Raw genomic sequence first — 17,873 nt, 5'->3', positions numbered from 1 at the left:
GAGAACATATGAAAAAGAAACTTACTATTTTATTTAGCATGATGTGTATTTTAGTATTATCAGCATGTGGTCAAACTAAAGCTAATGAAGAGGCAACGAAAAAAACGGAAAAAAGTAATGATCCAAAAATCGCCTCTATGTCCATTCATTTAACAAATAATTTACTTGCATTAGGAATTACACCAGTAGGTTCTGTTATTGGCGGAGATTTAAAAGATTTCTTACCACACGCAAAAGAGCAGTTGAAAGATACGAAGAAACTTGGTGTTGTAACAGATCCGAATATGGAAGCGTTACTTCAATTGAAGCCAACTGACATTTATGTGGATGAAAAATACGCGGGTAAAGATTTAGCGAAATACGAAAAAATTGCAAAAACACATTCTTTCAACTTAGATGAAGGCACGTGGAGAGATCAGTTAAAACAAGTTGGTAAACTTGTAAACCGTGAGAAAGAAGCGGATAAATATATTCAAGATTACGAAGAGCAATCAAAACGAGTAAAAAGTTTAATAGATAAAGAATTAGGTAATAACGAAAAAGTAATGGCAATTCGCGTTACTGCAAAAGAATTACGAGTATTTAGTACGAAAAGACCGATGGGACCAATTTTATTCCAAGACTTAGGATTACAACCTGCAAATGGTGTAGAGAAAATTGATGGAAACCGTCCTTTCGAAGTCATTTCACAAGAAGTATTACCTGACTTTGATGCAGATGCTATTTTCGTTGTCGTTAACAGAGATGATAAAGCGAAAGCTGCATTTAAACAACTTCAAGAAACACCAATTTGGAAAGACTTAAAAGCTGTTAAAGGTAAGCACGTATACATTATTAATGACCAACCATGGCTTGACTATTCTGCTTTAGGTAACAAAATGGCAATGGATGAAGCGGAGAAAATGTTTACGAAATAATATAGTTTCGCTATTAGGAAAGGCCCTCTAAATTTGGAGGGCTTTTTATTATTGTTAGAATAAACGAAAAATTATACAATGAAGTTAATTTCGTGTAGAGGAGATGTGCCAATGTCAGCGCTTATTGTAAGTATCCCGTGTATAAAGCAGTTTATAGAATAAGGGGATAAATAGGCTAATAATTATCCCTGTTATTAAAAAAGGGGGAGTTTGAAATGACAATGAATCTTTTTCAAAATAAAACGATTAAATTATCAGCTATTAGAGAAGCAGATGCTGAAGTAATGGCTATGTGGCAAGAAGATAGTGAGTATTTAAGGAATGTAGATACAGATGTAGCATTCCCGCAATCGATACAAGAAATAGCAAGTGATGGGCTATTAAAGGGACGGAGATCGAATAGTGTTTCTTTTATGTTAAGGGCAGTTCAAGATGATTGCTTAATTGGTTTTGTTGCAATTCATGGCATAGAGTGGAATAACAGAACGGGTTTATTAGCCATTGGTATAGGAGATGCAAATGATAGAGGAAAGGGATATGGAAGAGAAGCAATCCATCTTATCTTAAAATATGCTTTCTATGAATTGAATTTACACCGCGTCGGTCTGGATGTGATTTCTTATAATAAAGCAGCCATTGCGTTGTATAAAAAGATAGGTTTTCAGATGGAAGGGTGTATGAGAGAAGCGGTTCAAAGAGATGGGAAGTGTTTTGATCGTATCATTATGGGGATATTGCGGGATGAATGGATAGGGTTGCAAGATTAGCAAATACATTCAATATTATATATGTAGTATGCAGGAGATATAATGATAATTGGCGAAAATTCACAGTGAACTGATTGAATTTATAAGGAGTTATGTAAAATGAATTTAGAAAAAGCAAAACCAGTAAATGAAGAGGTCGCTGAATTACAGGAACTAATTAAAGAGTTACACGGAAGTGTACATCAACTGCAAAGCGAAGTGCAGCAACTAAGGCACGAAAGACCAGTTGTTGAAGTGAGAAAAGGTGTTCAATTATCACCAACAATTGTCGGACAAATTGGTGGTATGATTTTAGGTGGGTTAGCAATTATCGGTATATTTTGGTGATGAAAAAAGGTTTGCAGCACGATGCTGCAAACCTTTTGTATTTGACGATATAATTTCATGCAATACAACTTTTACATTAAATAACGTAAATATATATAACCATGTGATAACAAGAGTGCAACAATAGTTAATGGTAAACCAATTTTTAAGAAGTCCATATAAGAGAAAGCATGTCCTTCACGTTTTGCAATACCAGCAACGACTACGTTTGCAGATGCTCCGATTAGCGTTCCATTTCCTCCTAAGCAAGCTCCAAGAGATAACGCCCACCATAGTACTTCGATTTGCGGAGAATCGACAGATAGTCCGAGTCCTGTAGCTAAGTCTTGAATAAGAGGAATCATCGTAGCGACAAATGGGATGTTGTCGATTGTCGCAGATGCGATGCCAGATACCCATAAAATAAGTATAGCTGCGAATCCGATGTCACCGTTTGTTACGCCGATTACTTCTTTTGCAAGTGAAGAGATAAGTCCGATATCAATTAACCCGCCAACGAGAACAAATAGTCCGGCGAAGAAGAAAATGGTTACCCATTCAACGTGGGCAAATACATCTTCAATATCATGTTCTTTCACGCCGATTAACATAAGAAGTGTAGCGCCTGTCATCGCGATAACAGCAGCGTCTACATGAATAATCGAATGAAGTACGAAGCCTAAAATAGTTAGTCCTAAAATCGAAATAGATTTTAAAAGGAGGCTTTGATCTTTAATGTAATCTTTTTCGTTTAATGCCATTAGTTTTTCGATTTGTTCAGGTGTTGTTTTTAGTTTGTTACGATACATGAAGTAAATAATGCCAAGTGTCACGATAGAAATAATAATTACGATTGGAGCTAAGTTAAGTAAAAAGGCGTTAAAGTCTAAATGCTTGTTTGCTGATCCAATCATAATATTAGGTGGATCACCGATTAATGTTGCTGTTCCGCCTATATTTGAAAACAGCACTTCTGAAATCAAATAAGGCACAGGATTTACTTTTAAAATACGTGTAATGGATAATGTAACAGGAACGATTAATAAAACAGTCGTTACATTGTCCAAAAATGCTGATCCGACAGCAGTTAATAGGGATAGTAATAATAAAATGCGAATCGGTTTTCCGCCAGCTGCTTTTGCCGCTTTAATGGCCACAAATTCAAAGACGCCTGATTGACTCGTAATATGTACGAGAATCATCATCCCAATTAAAAGGGTAATCGTTTCCCATTGAATATGTGATGTGAAAGCAGTATGTAAATCTACAACTCCAAAAATAATCATAATAGCAGCACCGAATAGTGCGATTACAGCACGATTCAATTTCTCAGAAATAATAAATCCGTACGTGATTAAAAATACGGCAATTGCAAAATAATATTGCCAATTTGCTACTTCATGTGCTGATTGTTCCAACCATGTCACCTTCTTTAAATTATGTACTCAATTGTCGAAATGTATCTCGCTGCAATAATGCGGGATAAAATATATTGTAGCAAATTCAAAAAAGAAAGAAAACTATTTAACAAAGTGAAGGAAAAAATGTATTTTTTACATATCATATAAAAAATATAAAAAACACAGTGCAAATTATTAGGAAAAGTGAGCGTTGTCCTCTAATATAGAGATAGCAATTTACATTATTTTTGCGTAAAATGGTTTAAAGAGGTGAATTCCGATGGAAATAGTAAAAGATAGTTCTCTTATTCAAAATGAAATTGAACGTTTTGTAAATAAAGATGTATATATTCATTTAGAAACGACAAACGGAGCGTATGCATCACACATAAATGAAAAGATGATGACAGTTGGTGCTTTCATTCGAAATGCAATTATCCGTTTTGAACGCGGGAAGATAACTGGAACAAATCCATACCGAGTTGGTCTAAAAATGGATCACGGTTGGGTATATGCTGAAGGTATTACGCACTGGGAAGTAGATGGTCAAGAGCGTTTATTACTAGCTGGACATGATAATTTAGGTCGTCTAGCAGTTGCACTTGAGTTAAGCTTAACACCATTTAAGTAAGAAGGAGGGAAACTTATGGAGAGACATGTACTTGTTGTATTTCCGCATCCAGATGATGAAGCATATGCTGCGGGAGGAACAATTCGCTTATTAACAGATCAAGGAGTACCTGTAACATATGCATGTGGTACTCTAGGACAAATGGGACGTAACATGGGTAAGAACGTATTCGCTAACCGTGAAACGATTCCAAATATCCGTGAGAAAGAATTGAAAGATGCTTGTGAAGCGATGGGCATTAAAGATTTAAGAATGCTTGGCTTCCATGATAAAACGTTAGAATTTGAAGATGTTGATTTCGTTGCTGACAAAATTGAAGCAATCATTCAAGAAGTAAATCCATCTCGAATTATTACATTTTATCCAGAGCACGGTGTACATCCAGATCATAATGCATTTGGCCGCGCTGTCGTTCGCGCTGTATCACGTATGCCAAAAGAAGAGCGCCCAGTTATCCATGCTGTTGCGATTACGAAAAATCGTGAAGCAGTATTAGGAGAACCGGATGTTGTAAATAACATTAGTGAAGTATTTGATCATAAATTAACTGCATTAGGTGCGCACCGTTCACAAACAGAAGCAATGCTGGAAGATACGCATGCAAAAATAAAAAACAAAGATGCAGCAACATTAAAATGGCTGCAACTTGAACAATTTTGGACTTATAAATGGGAGTAGGCTAGAAGGATACCTTCTAGTTGCTCTTACATAGAAAAAGCGCCGTCACTTGTGATGGCGCTTTTTCTTGTTGAAGACTATATATTTTTTAGGGTGCTTCAAAATTTTTAAATTAACGTGCAGTATAGCCTCCATCAACAAGAAGTGTTGTACCGTTAACAAAACTAGCATCATCACTTGCTAAAAATAAGACAGCTTTAGCGACTTCTTCTGGTGTTCCAAGTCTGCCTTGCGGATGAAGTGAAGCTAAATATTCTTTCTGTTGAGGATTAACACTACCTAGTAAAGGGGTGTCAATATAACCAGGGCACACCGCATTAATACGTATTCCATATTTAGCGTAGGCAGTACATAAATTTTGAGTTAATAGTTTCACACCACCTTTTGCAGAGGAGTATGCTGTTGGGGTAGGTAATGAAACAAAACTATGAATCGAACCAGCGTTAACGATGACACCACCTGTACCTTGTTTAAGAAATTGTTCAATCGAATATTTATCAGAAAGGAATACCCCAGACAAATTAATATCAATAGTTCTTTTCCATTTTTCATAGGATAATTCGTTTGCCGGTGCATCATCAGCAACGCCGGCATTGGCATACATAATATCTAATTTACCGTATGTACTTACTGTCTCATGAATTAGCTGTTTAATATCTGCCTCTTTTGTTACATCAGTTTTAATAAATAACGTAGTATATCCATGTGCATTCAATTCATCTGATAGTTCTTTTCCACGTTCAGAAAAGTCAGCAATAACTACTTTTGCACCTTCTTCGATAAAAAGACGAACAGTAGATTTGCCAATTCCACTTGCACCACCAGTTATGATTGCTACTTTGTCTTTTAATTTCATATAAACCTCTCCATTCATCAATGAATTTAAGTCGAATTTTTAAATCTTGTTACTAAACTATTAACCTTAAATAGTAAGTTTATAGAAGAAAAAGCTCGCGTTTACTTAATCGTGAGAGTACTATTTGTGTCTTTATCCCGCTATTTGCCGGGCAGTAAGACCCGCACCTCAAAATTCAGCGGAAGCAAAGACGTTAGGTGGGGGCAGGCTACCTGTAAAAGCACGATTGATTAAAGTTTCACTTTATTGTACTTATTGATACAGTGATGCATGAAATTATTAATTTGGTCAATTTTATCATTAGATTGAATATTTGGTAAAGAGCCTTCGAACAGAGTGAGTGTGGATGCTGAAAAATTAAAATGAATATTCAGTATTATTTGTAGGGTAAGGAACAAAGGGGAGAGATAACTACTACGCTAGTTAAATAGGAGAAAGCCTTGCAGGGGGGCAAGGCTTTAAACAGGGTATTAAAAATTATTGATTTATTAAGAATAACTTCTTCTTGTGAATAAACTAATTTTAGCATGATAACTCATATATATGTGTTACGAATTTGTGAATAAAAACTCAATGATAAAAGTATGAGTGAAAGGAAATAAGGTATTTGGGATATGCATTATTACACAAAGTTCAGTTGAAATAGGGAGGAACATAAAAAAAGCGCAATGAGCAAAATAATTAAGAGACGAATTATACTAAAGATTAGTGGAACGCCTACTATTTAATTTCTTTTTGTATTTAATTCTTTAGAACTGATTGTTAATAATGTATGTAAGAAGCGTATATTTTGAATTATTTAATAGAATAATATATATTTATATTGATTTAATGATTTTAGTTTGTTAAAAATGGGGAAATCGATATGAAGGTTAAATTTGCCGTAATAAAAGATGAGAGCTTTGATTGTAGTTTATTGGAAACAAAATTATTGAAAACTTTTAAAGAAGTAGATTGTGAAGCAGATATTGTAAAGGTTGAGAATGAAATTTTTGAAAACAATGATGTACAAACGCATTTATCAGAAATAACCATTCATGTTACTGGAAAAAATATTGGATACAGATCCGTTTCAGCCAGTATATTTATTGTTCTAGAGAGTTTATCAATACAGCTATTTCGTATTCATATTAGTATATTTTAAGCAGTTCAAAAAGTGGATTCTTCAGAAAATCATACTGATTATATTAAGTTGTAAATATGAAAACAATAGAAATTATCGTAGGTGCTCCCGAATGTTGGATTGCACCTTGTTTGTTGTTAAATAAACAGGGGATTCCTTTTCTAATTTTAATGTATCTTAACGCTAATTCATAAATAGAAGAATGGAAACATGTGAGTGATTCAATTAGATTGTACAAATAATTTGGTACGCTGATATACGGAATGTATTCACAGGTAAGAGGGTTGTCTCATAATATATATAGATTTTTCTATAAAGATGAACAGAGGGTGTGAATATATGGAAGATGTTTACGCTAAAATTGACAGTCTCAAGGCGGAGCAAAAAGAAATTATGAGAGACATTCGAAATTTAGAAACGCGTACCACTATTAATGAGAAAGACATAGCAACAATCAATAAGCAATTAGAAAAAATAAGTACAAACACTACTTGGATTTTGCGAATTATTATTAGCGCGATAATAATGTCAGTTTTAGGATTGATATTAAAAGGGATGATTTAAAAGAAAGAGGGGAGCTCCCTCTTTCTTTTATGTAAATGAGAAACTATAAATTTTCCGTTTCCTTTTCGTCTGCATACTTATCCTCTAAGGAAATTAATAGAGGGATTGATATAGTTACAAGAATGATTAAAGTGGTGATAAAAGATTTAGAAAGAGAAAAAGAACCTTCAATTAAAGGTGATAAAAACTTGAATGAAAGTATACTTGTTATGAAGGAAATTACTAAAAAGCTAAAAAGAGATATATTTTTATTCTTTATAGATGTCTCTATAAAGTCTTTAACACAGGTTATTACGACAAATATAGTTAATATGATAAGAGAAACAAAATAATGTGTTAAATTCGTCATATTAATAGTAGGATCGTCTATTATGTAAGCAAGTAACTTAGATACTAATATTCCTCCAAACAATAAAATAATAAAAGCAAGTAATCCTTCCAATATATAAGTGCTGAAATTGTCTTTCTTGTTAAAGAGTTTATAGTTTAGAGTAGATTGGGTTATTTGAATTAGGAATAGGGTAATAATCCATACATAATATACAAATGGTAATTCTCCTGAGAATAGAGAAATTAGAAAGTTTACTACTGTCCTTAAAATTTCAATCATTACGAAAGTCCTCCTACTTGTTCAGCTTTATGACATTAGGAATATATGAGTATATCATTTTATAATTAGGTTTATAGATTCAAACTATTTCTAATTATTCCATAATAAGGTGTTTGTATCAAGTTGTTCACTAATATAAAAAGCACATTTGAACGTTAATACTAGAAAAATAAAAGTAATATGTAATATAATTGAAAAAGTATATTTAAAAATCGATGTTAATATTACCCTCCTATAAGTATTAATATTAACATACGTAATTGAGGTGTTTTCTTTGTTGTTTTATGACCGGATTTCTATAATGGCCCCTCCTGTTCCGTAGCTAAGGAAAGTCTTTTTATTTCTGAGATTTTCAAAGTTATAGGAGGGTATGAAAAATGAAAAAAGTCTCAGTACCATCACTTTTGTTAATGATTATTCTTGTCGCATTTCCGCAAATTAGTGAAACGATTTACACACCGTCTTTACCGGACATTTCAAAGGCGTTACATGTAAGTAATAATGAGGTGCAGTTAACGCTTAGTGTGTATTTTGCTGGATTTGCTTTAGGTGTATTTTTTATTGGATGGCTATCAGATATAATTGGCCGTCGCCGGGCAATGTTATTTGGAATTGTCGTATATGGCGCTGGGAGTTTCTTATGCTTTATTGCAAATTCCATTGAAGTTTTATTGGTAAGTCGTTTTATTCAAGCGTTTGGAGCAAGTGCAGGATCAGTTGTGACGCAAACGATTCTTCGTGAAAGTGTAGAAGGGCATAAGAGGCATGTTATGTTTGCTCAAATCTCGGCAGTCATTGCTTTTACACCAGCGATAGGACCGTTAATTGGTGGCTTTCTTGATCAAATGTTTGGATTTAAAATAGTATTTTTAAGTTTAGTAGTTATGAGTATCGGTATTTTTCTGTATACGTTTGTTTCTCTTCCTGAAACAAAAACGGGCTCAGTAACGAATAAAATAAATGTATTTTCAGTCTTGAAGAGGTTAATTACAAATCCGAAAGTGATAACATATGGGCTGTTAATTGGAGGAGCAAATGGTGTTTTATTTAGCTATTATGCAGAAGCACCGTTTATCTTTATTGAATACTTTCAGTTATTACCTAGTACGTATGGGTTTTTAGGAATTGTTGTTGCGTCTGCTTCTATTGTTGGAGCGAAAGTTTCAAAGCGTTTACTTGCTACTTATAAACCAGAGAAAATTATATATATCGGTTGTCTTGTAATGACAGGGGGAGCTATCCTTTTATCTGTTATTACGTTTGTTGGATCAAATCCGAATGTAATATATATGGTTGTATTTTTAATAGCGATGTTTATATTGCTATTAGGAATTGGCATAGCGTTACCTAACTGTTTAAGTTTAGCGTTAGTAGATTTTCAAGATGTCATTGGTACAGCAGGTGCATTGTTTAGCTTAGGGTACTATGTAATTGTAACGATGACAATTTGGGGAATGAGTCAGCTGCATACAGGCTCATTAATGGTGATGCCACTTTATTTTCTGGTTATTGTAGTTATAATGGCAGTGTTTACTAGGGTGTTTATCTTTGGTAAGCAAACTTCGAAATCGATTTAAATATGAAATCATAAAAGAGTCTCATTTTTTAATGAGATTCTTTTATATTTTATTCCGTTGTTTTGAGGCAGAAAGGTTTCTGCCTCAAAATTTGGCTGGGGTAAAGAAGTTAGTAGTTTATTAATATATTAAATTTCTCATTGGTATATAAATTGAATGTGTGGGAAATTACGTTATTAACAATAAAGGCTGAAGTATTTAAGATATGAAACTAAGGAAAAAATGTTCTCCTCGGTTATTTATATTGTAATAATATACATGCCGGAATCATATTGAATAGATGTATTTTATTGTTAATTTAGTTAAAAATTAATCAGACTTATGTATAATAATTTATTGAAAAAATAATTGAATTTTTCAGATTAATGAATTAATATAAGGTAAGTAATTTTAAGATTTATAGAATATTGGAAGATGAAAGGTTTTGAGAATTTTATTAGGAGCGCAAAACGATTTTAGGATAGCTTTAAAGCTAGTGTAAAATGACGTTTGCTTCATCATTTTCAGGGCCAAAGGGAATTAGGGGAAAGCATCTTGTTTTAAAATGCGACGACTATGAATCATCTAAGAGGGGGAAGTGAAGTGGCAAACAAAGAATTGAAAAGAGGTTTAGAAGCACGTCATATTCAAATGATTGCTTTAGGCGGAACAATTGGTGTTGGTTTGTTTATGGGTTCAGCCAGCACGATTAAATGGACAGGTCCGTCAGTAATGCTTGCTTATGCAATTGCAGGTATTTTCATCTTCTTCATCATGCGTGCCATGGGAGAAATGTTGTATATGGAGCCAAGTACAGGCTCATTTGCGACATTCGGTCATAAGTATATTCATCCACTAGCTGGTTATATGACAGCGTGGAGTAACTGGTTCCAGTGGGTTATCGTTGGGATGTCAGAAATTATCGCGGTTGGAGCGTATATGCAATATTGGTTCCCAGATTTACCAGCTTGGATACCAGGTATAATTGCAATGGTTATTCTTGGTGCAGCCAACTTAATTTCAGTTAAGTCATTTGGTGAATTCGAATTTTGGTTCGCGATGATTAAAATCGTTACGATTCTATTAATGATTATTGCGGGATTTGGTCTTATTTTCTTCGGAATTGGTAACGGTGGAGAAGCGATTGGTATATCTAATCTTTGGTCAAATGGCGGTTTCTTTACAGGTGGTTTTTCAGGATTCTTCTTTGCATTATCACTTGTAGTTGGAGCATATCAAGGTGTGGAATTAATCGGGATTACTGCTGGTGAAGCGAAAAATCCGAAGAAGACACTTACAAGAGCAATTCAAAGTACAATTTGGCGTATTTTAATATTCTATATTGGTGCTATTTTCGTTATTGTAACTGTGTATCCGTGGGATCAATTAAGTACAATTGGTAGCCCGTTCGTAGCGACTTTTGCGAAAGTTGGTATTACGGCAGCAGCTGGACTTATTAACTTCGTTGTAATTACAGCGGCAATGTCTGGTTGTAATAGTGGTATTTATAGTGCTGGACGTATGCTTTATACGTTAGGGATAAATGGACAAGCACCAAAATATTTCACAAAACTTTCTGGAAATGGTGTACCTTTATTCGGTACAGTTGGTGTAATTATTGGTTTGGCGGTTGGTGTTGTATTAAGTTATATCGCACCGAAAAACTTATTCGTATATGTATACAGCGCAAGTGTACTTCCTGGTATGGTACCATGGTTCGTCATTTTAATTAGTCAAATTCGTTTTAGGAAAGAAAAGGGAGCAGAGATGAAAGATCATCCGTTCAAAATGCCGTTTGCTCCTGTTACAAACTATTTAACGATTGCCTTTTTAATTATGGTATTAATCGGAATGTGGTTTAACGATGATACTCGTATTTCACTAGTTGTAGGTATTATTTTCTTAGCTATCGTTACAATTAGTTTCTATGCTTTTGGAATAGGGAAGCGAGCTCCGTTAGACGTTCAAAACAATAAAGAGATTTCAAGTAAATAAAGAAAAGGCTGTTCATCTGGAACAGCCTTTTCTTATTGTTGATATAATTTGATTTGTGATAGATATATTTGAAAAATCGTTGATATATTGTACGTTATGATAGATATATTTGAAAAATCGTTGATATATTGTACGTTATGATAGATATATTCGAAAAATCGTTAATATAATTTCACATACTATCTGTCACTATCATGATTAAAATTTCTCTAATACGATTTTCCCTATGGTGTGCCCGCTTTCAAGTAGTGCATGTGCTTTCTTTAAGTTTTCAGCGTTAATTGGTGTGAATGTTTCATTTAAAGTAGTCTTTAAAATGCCTTCATCTAGTAGTTCGCTTACTTTATTTAATAGTTCGTGCTGCGTAATCATATCGCCAGTTTCATACATCGCTTTTGTAAACATAAACTCCCAAACGAGTGTAGCACTTTTACTTTTTAAAATACCCATTTCAAGAGGGTGTTCATTTTCTACGATAGAGCAAATTTTGCCTTGTGGTTTAATAAGGTCACATATTGCTTGCCAATGTTGATCTGTATTGTTTAAGCAGAAAATATAATCTACATCGCTGAATCCAAGGCTTTGTAATTGCTCTTTTAAAGGGGTATGATGGTCAATTGTATGGTCAGCTCCAAGCTTTTTAACCCAGTCTATCGTTTCGCCGCGGGAAGCAGTTGCGATTACATTTAGTCCAGCCCATTTCGCAAGTTGAATTGCGATTGAACCGACACCACCAGCTCCGCCGATAATTAAAATGTTTTTAAATGAGTTCGTATCTTTTTTAGTATGATCAATGCCTAAACGTTCAAATAAACCTTCCCATGCTGTAATCGCTGTTAAAGGAATTGCGGCGGATTCAGCATCATGTAACGTTTTTGGTTTCTTACCGACAATTCTTTCATCAACTAAATGATATTCACTATATGTACCTTGTCTCGTAATGCTTCCAGCGTAAAATACTTCGTCTCCTTCTTTAAATAATGTACAACTTTCGCCAGTTTGTACAACAACACCACTAGCATCCCAGCCAAGTATTTTTGGTGCATCTTCTTTTTTATCTTTCGGAGAGCGGACCTTTGTATCAACTGGGTTAACGGAAATAGCGTTAATTTTCACGAGTATATCTCTTCCTGTGGCAACAGGTTTTTCAATTTCCAGATTAATTAAACTGTTTTCTTCTTCAATAGGTAAGTATTCATGTAAACCAATTGCTTTCATTTGTAATCCCTCCATTAAAGTAAGAATCATTTACCTCTATATTATAGATGGTGAAATACTGCTATGTAAAAAAATACCCTCTTTTTTATGTAAGCTGTACTGATAGTCTAGAAGGAGTTTATTTCTAAAAAGAAGAATTTTTTACGGTATTACTTTATCCAAAACTAAATGTAAAGGTGGATACATAATGACAGTAAAGAAACTTTATTTCATCTCAGCAGGTCGTTGCATGTTGGATCATTCGTCTGTTAACAGTGCGTTAGCACCAGGGAAACTATTAAACTTGCCGGTGTGGTGTTATCTTCTGGAGACGGAAGAAGGTCCTATTTTAGTAGACACAGGTATGCCAGAAAGTGCAGTTAATAATGAAGGGCTTTTTAACGGTACATTTGTTGAAGGACAGATTTTACCGAAAATGACTGAAGAAGATAGAATCGTGAATATATTAAAGCGTGTAGGGTATGAGCCAGACGACCTTTTATATATTATTAGCTCTCACTTACATTTTGATCATGCAGGAGGAAACGGTGCTTTTACAAATACACCGATTATTGTGCAGCGAACGGAATATGAGGCAGCACTTCATAGAGAAGAATATATGAAAGAATGTATATTACCGCATTTGAACTACAAAATTATTGAAGGGGATTATGAAGTGGTACCAGGTGTTCAATTATTGTATACGCCAGGTCATTCTCCAGGCCATCAGTCGCTATTCATTGAGACGGAGCAATCCGGTTCAGTTTTATTAACGATTGATGCATCGTACACGAAAGAGAATTTTGAAGATGAAGTGCCGTTCGCAGGATTTGATCCAGAATTAGCTTTATCTTCAATTAAACGTTTAAAAGGAGTTGTGGCGAAAGAGAAACCAATTGTTTTCTTTGGTCATGATATAGAGCAGGAAAAGGGTTGTAGAGTGTTCCCGGAGTATATATAGTGCAAAAAGTCATGAGTTCGCGTGCTCATGACTTTTTCGTTTAAATAATTTTTTTAAATAAATTATAAACTTTTTTTGAACTATCTTCGTTTAACTGATAGTACGTAAGGTTTATATCATCAGGAGTATCTTGCTGAGCAATCATCACTTCGCTGCTGTGATGATCAACTACCCATATGAAATATTTTTTATAAGTTCCATCTTCGAAAGTAATCCACATATCACAATCTATTAAGTCTGATCCTTCTTCATCTAATGTTAATTTGCCTTTTTTTGCGGTATTCATACTGTTAATAAACGTTTTTAATTCATCTGTTTTTGTGAGAAAGATATTCTTTTTTGTTTTAATTGATTCGACATGTATATCTTTTATTTCCTGTTTTCCTAAAAAAACAGGAGGCTCATTTGGATCTCGCGAGCTTGAAATAATAGTAGCTTTCTTTTTCGGCTTATTTGCAGTATACAGATCTTGAATAGATTTTCCCGAGTTTACAAACCATACAATTCCAGAAATAATTAATACGCTACCGAGCAGTAAAATGATTTTCTTAATAGAATATTCTCCTCTCTATTACTTCGTATGAAGAGCTTTTCTATTAATATATGATAGGGAGGCGCAAAGTATTATAGTTGAACTTGGTTATGCTTCACAGTTTTTACAGGGCGATCTACGAGTAAATTGTAAGTGAGACCAATTAGTACGAAAATGCCACCGATAACTTTGCCCATTGAGAGTTTATGCGACAAAATGAAATCAATGATAGTCCCCGCAAATAATTGTCCGATAAAGATGAGTAATGTTAAATAAAATGCTGATATTTTAGGAGTGATATAGTTCGATAGTGAAATGACGATAACGCCTACTAATCCGCCTAAGTACACAGCGATGGGAATAGATTGTAACGTCTGCATTGGAATATACAATGAATCTGAACTGAAAATTAAAAATAACATAGAGAAAAATAATCCAGTAATATAATTGAAAAACGTGCCTTCCCAATTTCCAATTTTTGCTGCTAAATTCGCGTTTATAATTCTAGCAACAACGATAGAAACACCAGCTAAAATAGCGATCGTAATATATAACATTTTTTTGCCTCCATTAATAAATTGTCATGATTATAATTCCGGAAGAGATGAAACATAATCCAATTAGTTTTTTCTTTTCAAACTTTGCAACTTTCATTCCTAATAAGCCGAAATGATCAATAACGATGGAAGCGATAGATTGACCGAGTAAACTTAATGCAATCGTAATAGAAGCACCAAGGACGGAGAAACTTATATTATTAAAAAGGACAGTGAATACTCCAATCGCACCAGCACTATATAGAAAAAGTGGAATACTTTTATCAAAATGAATTTTATTTTTGTTTATGATTAAAATGAAGATAACTGCAATTAAACCGACAAGGTGAATGACAACGCTTGCTGTATACTTCCCAATTAACTCAGATAAAATCCCATTCAGTGGAAGCATAACGGCGATGAGCACACCAATAAAGACAGAAAGAAAGTTATACAATGTAATATCCCCTTTAATTTTCATATTTGTAATGACTGTATCATGCTGAAATTGTGTATTACTATGACATATGTCATAGTGGAAGAAGAAAATTTTGATTACAATGGGGATGAGTTGTAAAGGTGGGGGACTATGAAGAAAGTATGTAATTCTATTAAACTAGCAGAGTATATGAAGCAAAATAATATTGATTCATTTTTTAGTCATGATATGAAGCCGTATATGGAACTTATATTTTTTAAAAAGAATGAGTTTATTTGTAGAGAGAATGAAGAAATAGAGTATTTATTTTTCTTCGTTGAAGGAAAAGCGAAAGCGTTTAATACATTAAGTAACGGGAAATCTGTATTGCTATGTTTCTATGATAGTTTGCAGCTGTTAGGAGATGTGGAGTTAATTCATTCTCAAAAGACTGCTTCAAACGTACAAGTAATGGCAGATTCATATTGTGTTGCTTTACCTTTAGGGAAAGTGAGAAATCAGCTATTTCATGATGCGAAATTTTTAAGATGTATTTGTGGATCGTTAGCACATAAGTTAAATCGACTTTCAAAAAATAGTACAATTAATTTACTATATCCACTTGAAAATAGACTTGCGAGTTACATGTTAGCAGCAGGAGAACGAGCAGTTCAGCATGAAAATAGAATTGTGTTTAGTGGGAATTTAACGGAAATAGCGGAGTTGTTAGGAACGAGTTATCGGCATTTATTACGTACTTTGAATCTCTTTTGTGATAAAAATATAATCAAGAAAAACAATGGTTGTTTTGAAGTAGTGAATGTAGAAGTTTTGAGGGAATTAGCTGCAGATGTTTATAAATAATATATTAAAGTAGGGATTAAGATGAAAATAGCTATAATTTCAGATATCCACGGAAATAGTCACGCTTTAAAATCGGTATTAAAAGATATTACACGTCGCAAGGTCGAAATGATAATAAATTTAGGAGATAGTGTGTATGGGCCGTTAAATCCTTTAGAGACAATTGAAATATTAATGAGTAGCGAGATGATACATATTAAAGGCAATTGTGATCGCATGCTTTGGGAACCTATACAAGAGCAATCTGCTACACTAACTTTTGTTCAAAATCAATTAACAAATTATCATATAGGTTGGTTAAAACAACATCCTTCACAATTTATTGTAGACGATATGTTATGTTGTCACGGTACGCCAACTTCAGATGAAGTGTATTTGTTAGAAGAGATGAATGAGAATGGTGCAATATTAAAGAATGAAAAAAATATAATGGATCAACTCCAAAATATAGAACAAAAAATAATAGTATGTGGTCATACACATATTCCTAGAGTTGTTTATTTAGCGAACGGAAAGATCATTATAAATCCAGGAAGTGTAGGACTTCCAGCATACAAAGATGAGTTACCTGTTATGCATAAAATGGAATCAGGAACTCCGCATGCAAAATATGTAGTGATAGAAAAGGTTTTGGGAGAATGGACAATTGAACAAATTTCAGTTCCTTATAATTGGGAAGAAGCTGCTGGATTGGCTGTTCAACAAGAGAGATATGACTGGGCACAGGCGCTAAAGACTGGGAAGATAGAATGAAGGGGAGTTTACTTTATGGTAAACTGCTCTTTTTTATTTTGAGTAGATATTGAATTATATAAAAATAAAATGTTATGATTATGGAAACATATGAATATATGAACAAATATTCATATGTAAAAGAAGGAGGGATTAGAATGAAAGACCTAATTATTATCGGAGCGGGTCAAGCTGGATTAATAATGGGATATTACTTGAAGCAAGAAGGGTATAATTTTTTATTACTTGAGGCAGGAAAACGAGTTGGTGATTCATGGAGAAATCGATATGATTCTTTGAAGCTTTTTACCCCAAGGTCTTACAGTAGCTTGCCGGGTATGACGTTAATAGGTGAAAACAATGAATTTCCATGTAAAGATGAAATTGCAACTTATTTAGAAGAATATGCAAGACATTTTCAATTACCGGTACAATTACAAACGGAAGTTCTAAAAATAAAGAAAGAAAAAGAAATATTTGAATTACATACTCCTACAGAAATTTTACAAACGAAAAAAGTTATTATCGCATCAGGTGGTTTTCAGCAACCATTTATTCCCTCAGTTTCAGCAAATCTATCATCACATATTTTTCAAATACATTCATCACAATATAAATCATCATCGCAAATTCCACAGGGAAAGGTACTTGTAGTAGGTGGCGGAAATCCAGGGATGCAAATAGCAGTAGAACTTGCAAAAACGCATGAAGTTACGGTGTCTATTAGTCATCCTTTAACGTTTTTACCGTTACAACTTTTCGGAAAAAGTATTTTTAATCTGCTAGAAAAAGTGGGTTTATTGTACGCTGAAATAAATACAAAGAGGGGAAGATGGTTTCAGAAGAGAAAGGACCCTATTTTCGGTTTTGAAGGTAAGAAACTTATTCGTAATGGAGCAATTAAACTGCAAGAAAAAGCAGTAAGTGCATCAGGAAATAACATTATGTTTCAGAATGGTGATATTTATAGTGCAGAAAGCGTTATATGGTCAACTGGTTTTGTTCAAAATTATAATTGGATTAAAATTGAACAGGCAGTGAATGAGAAAGGATTTCCTAATCATATAAGGGGAATCAGTCCAGTAAAAGGATTGTATTATATCGGATTACCGTGGCAATCTCAAAGGGGTTCCGCACTTATTTGTGGTGTAGGAAAGGATGCAGCATATTTGCTTTCTGAAATCAAAAAAATAGATCAGTAGTGATAACTACTGATCATCCATATGTACA

General features: G+C 33.9%; 20 protein-coding genes. 13 read left to right on the top strand and 7 right to left on the bottom strand.

Annotation, left to right across the window (positions count from 1 at the left end):
• Positions 1-8 precede the first annotated feature (8 nt).
• From BAQ53_RS16190 to BAQ53_RS16180, 3 genes are all read left to right on the top strand, one after another.
• Positions 9-917, top strand: a complete 909-nt coding sequence (locus tag BAQ53_RS16190) for an iron-hydroxamate ABC transporter substrate-binding protein (protein ID WP_000728233.1) — start codon at positions 9-11, stop codon at positions 915-917.
• 215 nt (positions 918-1,132) lie between these two features.
• The gene (locus BAQ53_RS16185) at positions 1,133-1,684 is read left to right on the top strand and encodes a GNAT family N-acetyltransferase (protein ID WP_208905891.1); all 552 of its coding nucleotides are present in this window, start codon (positions 1,133-1,135) and stop codon (positions 1,682-1,684) included.
• Positions 1,685-1,783: 99 nt separating this feature from the next.
• Positions 1,784-2,011, top strand: a complete 228-nt coding sequence (locus tag BAQ53_RS16180; RefSeq protein WP_208905883.1) for a hypothetical protein — start codon at positions 1,784-1,786, stop codon at positions 2,009-2,011.
• Between the two features lie 71 nt (positions 2,012-2,082).
• On the opposite strand, the gene BAQ53_RS16175 is transcribed toward BAQ53_RS16180, so the two are convergent.
• Positions 2,083-3,408, bottom strand: a complete 1,326-nt coding sequence (locus BAQ53_RS16175; protein WP_000437989.1) for an ArsB/NhaD family transporter — start codon at positions 3,406-3,408, stop codon at positions 2,083-2,085.
• Between the two features lie 262 nt (positions 3,409-3,670).
• On the opposite strand from BAQ53_RS16175, the gene BAQ53_RS16170 reads away from it, so the two are divergent.
• Together BAQ53_RS16170 and bshB2 are read left to right on the top strand one after the other, a co-directional pair.
• A complete protein-coding gene (locus BAQ53_RS16170) occupies positions 3,671-4,021 on the top strand; it encodes a YojF family protein (RefSeq protein WP_000407046.1) in 351 nt (116 codons plus the stop codon).
• A 15-nt stretch (positions 4,022-4,036) separates the two neighbouring features.
• Positions 4,037-4,699 (top strand): bacillithiol biosynthesis deacetylase BshB2, encoded by a 663-nt coding sequence (gene bshB2 / locus BAQ53_RS16165; RefSeq protein ID WP_000439487.1) that lies wholly within the window; start codon positions 4,037-4,039, stop codon positions 4,697-4,699.
• A 112-nt stretch (positions 4,700-4,811) separates the two neighbouring features.
• Here the strand turns inward: bshB2 and BAQ53_RS16160 are convergent, their stop codons facing one another.
• A complete protein-coding gene (locus BAQ53_RS16160) occupies positions 4,812-5,555 on the bottom strand; it encodes an SDR family NAD(P)-dependent oxidoreductase (protein WP_000768028.1) in 744 nt (247 codons plus the stop codon).
• An 865-nt stretch (positions 5,556-6,420) separates the two neighbouring features.
• Between BAQ53_RS16160 and BAQ53_RS16155 the strand changes: the two genes are divergently transcribed.
• Positions 6,421-6,699, top strand: a complete 279-nt coding sequence (locus BAQ53_RS16155; protein WP_000865020.1) for a hypothetical protein — start codon at positions 6,421-6,423, stop codon at positions 6,697-6,699.
• A gap of 318 nt (positions 6,700-7,017) precedes the next feature.
• Entirely contained in the window at positions 7,018-7,242 is a 225-nt protein-coding gene (locus BAQ53_RS16150) for a hemolysin XhlA family protein (protein WP_000390462.1), read from the top strand.
• Positions 7,243-7,285: 43 nt separating this feature from the next.
• On the opposite strand, the gene BAQ53_RS16145 is transcribed toward BAQ53_RS16150, so the two are convergent.
• On the bottom strand, positions 7,286-7,852 hold the full coding sequence (locus BAQ53_RS16145; protein WP_000570039.1) for a DUF5823 family protein: 567 nt from the start codon (positions 7,850-7,852) through the stop codon (positions 7,286-7,288).
• A gap of 377 nt (positions 7,853-8,229) precedes the next feature.
• Between BAQ53_RS16145 and BAQ53_RS16140 the strand changes: the two genes are divergently transcribed.
• Positions 8,230-9,429: a multidrug effflux MFS transporter gene (locus BAQ53_RS16140; RefSeq protein WP_000757995.1), complete on the top strand. Its 1,200-nt coding sequence runs from the start codon at positions 8,230-8,232 to the stop codon at positions 9,427-9,429.
• 582 nt (positions 9,430-10,011) lie between these two features.
• Positions 10,012-11,403 carry an amino acid permease gene (locus tag BAQ53_RS16135; protein WP_001284408.1) on the top strand — a complete coding sequence of 464 codons (1,392 nt, stop codon included), beginning with the start codon at positions 10,012-10,014 and terminating at the stop codon, positions 11,401-11,403.
• Between the two features lie 198 nt (positions 11,404-11,601).
• On the opposite strand, the gene BAQ53_RS16130 is transcribed toward BAQ53_RS16135, so the two are convergent.
• Positions 11,602-12,621, bottom strand: a complete 1,020-nt coding sequence (locus tag BAQ53_RS16130) for a zinc-binding alcohol dehydrogenase family protein (protein WP_000643784.1) — start codon at positions 12,619-12,621, stop codon at positions 11,602-11,604.
• A 187-nt stretch (positions 12,622-12,808) separates the two neighbouring features.
• Here BAQ53_RS16130 and aiiA point away from each other — a divergent pair, with 187 nt between their 5' ends.
• Positions 12,809-13,561 (top strand): quorum-quenching N-acyl homoserine lactonase AiiA, encoded by a 753-nt coding sequence (gene aiiA / locus BAQ53_RS16125; RefSeq protein WP_208905881.1) that lies wholly within the window; start codon positions 12,809-12,811, stop codon positions 13,559-13,561.
• A 40-nt stretch (positions 13,562-13,601) separates the two neighbouring features.
• Here aiiA and BAQ53_RS16120 read toward each other — a convergent pair whose 3' ends face one another.
• From BAQ53_RS16120 to BAQ53_RS16110, 3 genes are all read right to left on the bottom strand, one after another.
• Positions 13,602-14,096 (bottom strand): YhfM domain-containing protein, encoded by a 495-nt coding sequence (locus BAQ53_RS16120; protein ID WP_208906962.1) that lies wholly within the window; start codon positions 14,094-14,096, stop codon positions 13,602-13,604.
• 89 nt (positions 14,097-14,185) lie between these two features.
• Positions 14,186-14,650 carry a DMT family transporter gene (locus tag BAQ53_RS16115; RefSeq protein WP_208905879.1) on the bottom strand — a complete coding sequence of 155 codons (465 nt, stop codon included), beginning with the start codon at positions 14,648-14,650 and terminating at the stop codon, positions 14,186-14,188.
• A gap of 13 nt (positions 14,651-14,663) precedes the next feature.
• Complete coding sequence (locus tag BAQ53_RS16110) at positions 14,664-15,110, bottom strand: DMT family transporter (protein ID WP_002181299.1); 447 nt, start codon at positions 15,108-15,110, stop codon at positions 14,664-14,666.
• A gap of 108 nt (positions 15,111-15,218) precedes the next feature.
• Here BAQ53_RS16110 and yeiL point away from each other — a divergent pair, with 108 nt between their 5' ends.
• The 3 genes from yeiL to BAQ53_RS16095 all read left to right on the top strand — a co-directional run bounded on the left by yeiL (position 15,219) and on the right by BAQ53_RS16095 (position 17,845).
• The gene (gene yeiL, locus BAQ53_RS16105; protein ID WP_208905877.1) at positions 15,219-15,911 is read left to right on the top strand and encodes a transcriptional regulator YeiL; all 693 of its coding nucleotides are present in this window, start codon (positions 15,219-15,221) and stop codon (positions 15,909-15,911) included.
• Positions 15,912-15,932: 21 nt separating this feature from the next.
• Positions 15,933-16,664, top strand: a complete 732-nt coding sequence (locus BAQ53_RS16100; protein ID WP_089148896.1) for a metallophosphoesterase family protein — start codon at positions 15,933-15,935, stop codon at positions 16,662-16,664.
• Between the two features lie 137 nt (positions 16,665-16,801).
• Positions 16,802-17,845, top strand: a complete 1,044-nt coding sequence (locus BAQ53_RS16095) for a flavin-containing monooxygenase (RefSeq protein WP_208905875.1) — start codon at positions 16,802-16,804, stop codon at positions 17,843-17,845.
• Positions 17,846-17,873: the final 28 nt, after the last annotated feature.

This window comes from Bacillus sp. B25(2016b) (genome assembly GCF_001679765.1).
GTDB classification, from domain to species: Bacteria; Bacillota; Bacilli; order Bacillales; family Bacillaceae_G; genus Bacillus_A; species Bacillus_A thuringiensis_K.
Note: the sequence above shows the minus strand (reverse complement) of the source record. Positions and strands in the feature narration are given on the sequence as shown.

What these genes read in the sequence shown, in the direction of transcription:
- BAQ53_RS16160 (WP_000768028.1), bottom strand. Translation starts at nt 5,555, where the DNA reads ATGAAATTAAAAGACAAAGTAGCAATCATAACTGGTGGTGCAAGTGGA.
- bshB2 (WP_000439487.1), top strand. Translation starts at nt 4,037, where the DNA reads ATGGAGAGACATGTACTTGTTGTATTTCCGCATCCAGATGATGAAGCA.
- BAQ53_RS16110 (WP_002181299.1), bottom strand. Translation starts at nt 15,110, where the DNA reads ATGAAAATTAAAGGGGATATTACATTGTATAACTTTCTTTCTGTCTTT.
- BAQ53_RS16115 (WP_208905879.1), bottom strand. Translation starts at nt 14,650, where the DNA reads ATGTTATATATTACGATCGCTATTTTAGCTGGTGTTTCTATCGTTGTT.
- BAQ53_RS16155 (WP_000865020.1), top strand. Translation starts at nt 6,421, where the DNA reads ATGAAGGTTAAATTTGCCGTAATAAAAGATGAGAGCTTTGATTGTAGT.
- BAQ53_RS16095 (WP_208905875.1), top strand. Translation starts at nt 16,802, where the DNA reads ATGAAAGACCTAATTATTATCGGAGCGGGTCAAGCTGGATTAATAATG.
- BAQ53_RS16185 (WP_208905891.1), top strand. Translation starts at nt 1,133, where the DNA reads ATGACAATGAATCTTTTTCAAAATAAAACGATTAAATTATCAGCTATT.
- BAQ53_RS16130 (WP_000643784.1), bottom strand. Translation starts at nt 12,621, where the DNA reads ATGAAAGCAATTGGTTTACATGAATACTTACCTATTGAAGAAGAAAAC.
- yeiL (WP_208905877.1), top strand. Translation starts at nt 15,219, where the DNA reads ATGAAGAAAGTATGTAATTCTATTAAACTAGCAGAGTATATGAAGCAA.
- BAQ53_RS16170 (WP_000407046.1), top strand. Translation starts at nt 3,671, where the DNA reads ATGGAAATAGTAAAAGATAGTTCTCTTATTCAAAATGAAATTGAACGT.
- BAQ53_RS16180 (WP_208905883.1), top strand. Translation starts at nt 1,784, where the DNA reads ATGAATTTAGAAAAAGCAAAACCAGTAAATGAAGAGGTCGCTGAATTA.
- BAQ53_RS16150 (WP_000390462.1), top strand. Translation starts at nt 7,018, where the DNA reads ATGGAAGATGTTTACGCTAAAATTGACAGTCTCAAGGCGGAGCAAAAA.
- BAQ53_RS16145 (WP_000570039.1), bottom strand. Translation starts at nt 7,852, where the DNA reads ATGATTGAAATTTTAAGGACAGTAGTAAACTTTCTAATTTCTCTATTC.
- BAQ53_RS16190 (WP_000728233.1), top strand. Translation starts at nt 9, where the DNA reads ATGAAAAAGAAACTTACTATTTTATTTAGCATGATGTGTATTTTAGTA.
- aiiA (WP_208905881.1), top strand. Translation starts at nt 12,809, where the DNA reads ATGACAGTAAAGAAACTTTATTTCATCTCAGCAGGTCGTTGCATGTTG.
- BAQ53_RS16140 (WP_000757995.1), top strand. Translation starts at nt 8,230, where the DNA reads ATGAAAAAAGTCTCAGTACCATCACTTTTGTTAATGATTATTCTTGTC.
- BAQ53_RS16100 (WP_089148896.1), top strand. Translation starts at nt 15,933, where the DNA reads ATGAAAATAGCTATAATTTCAGATATCCACGGAAATAGTCACGCTTTA.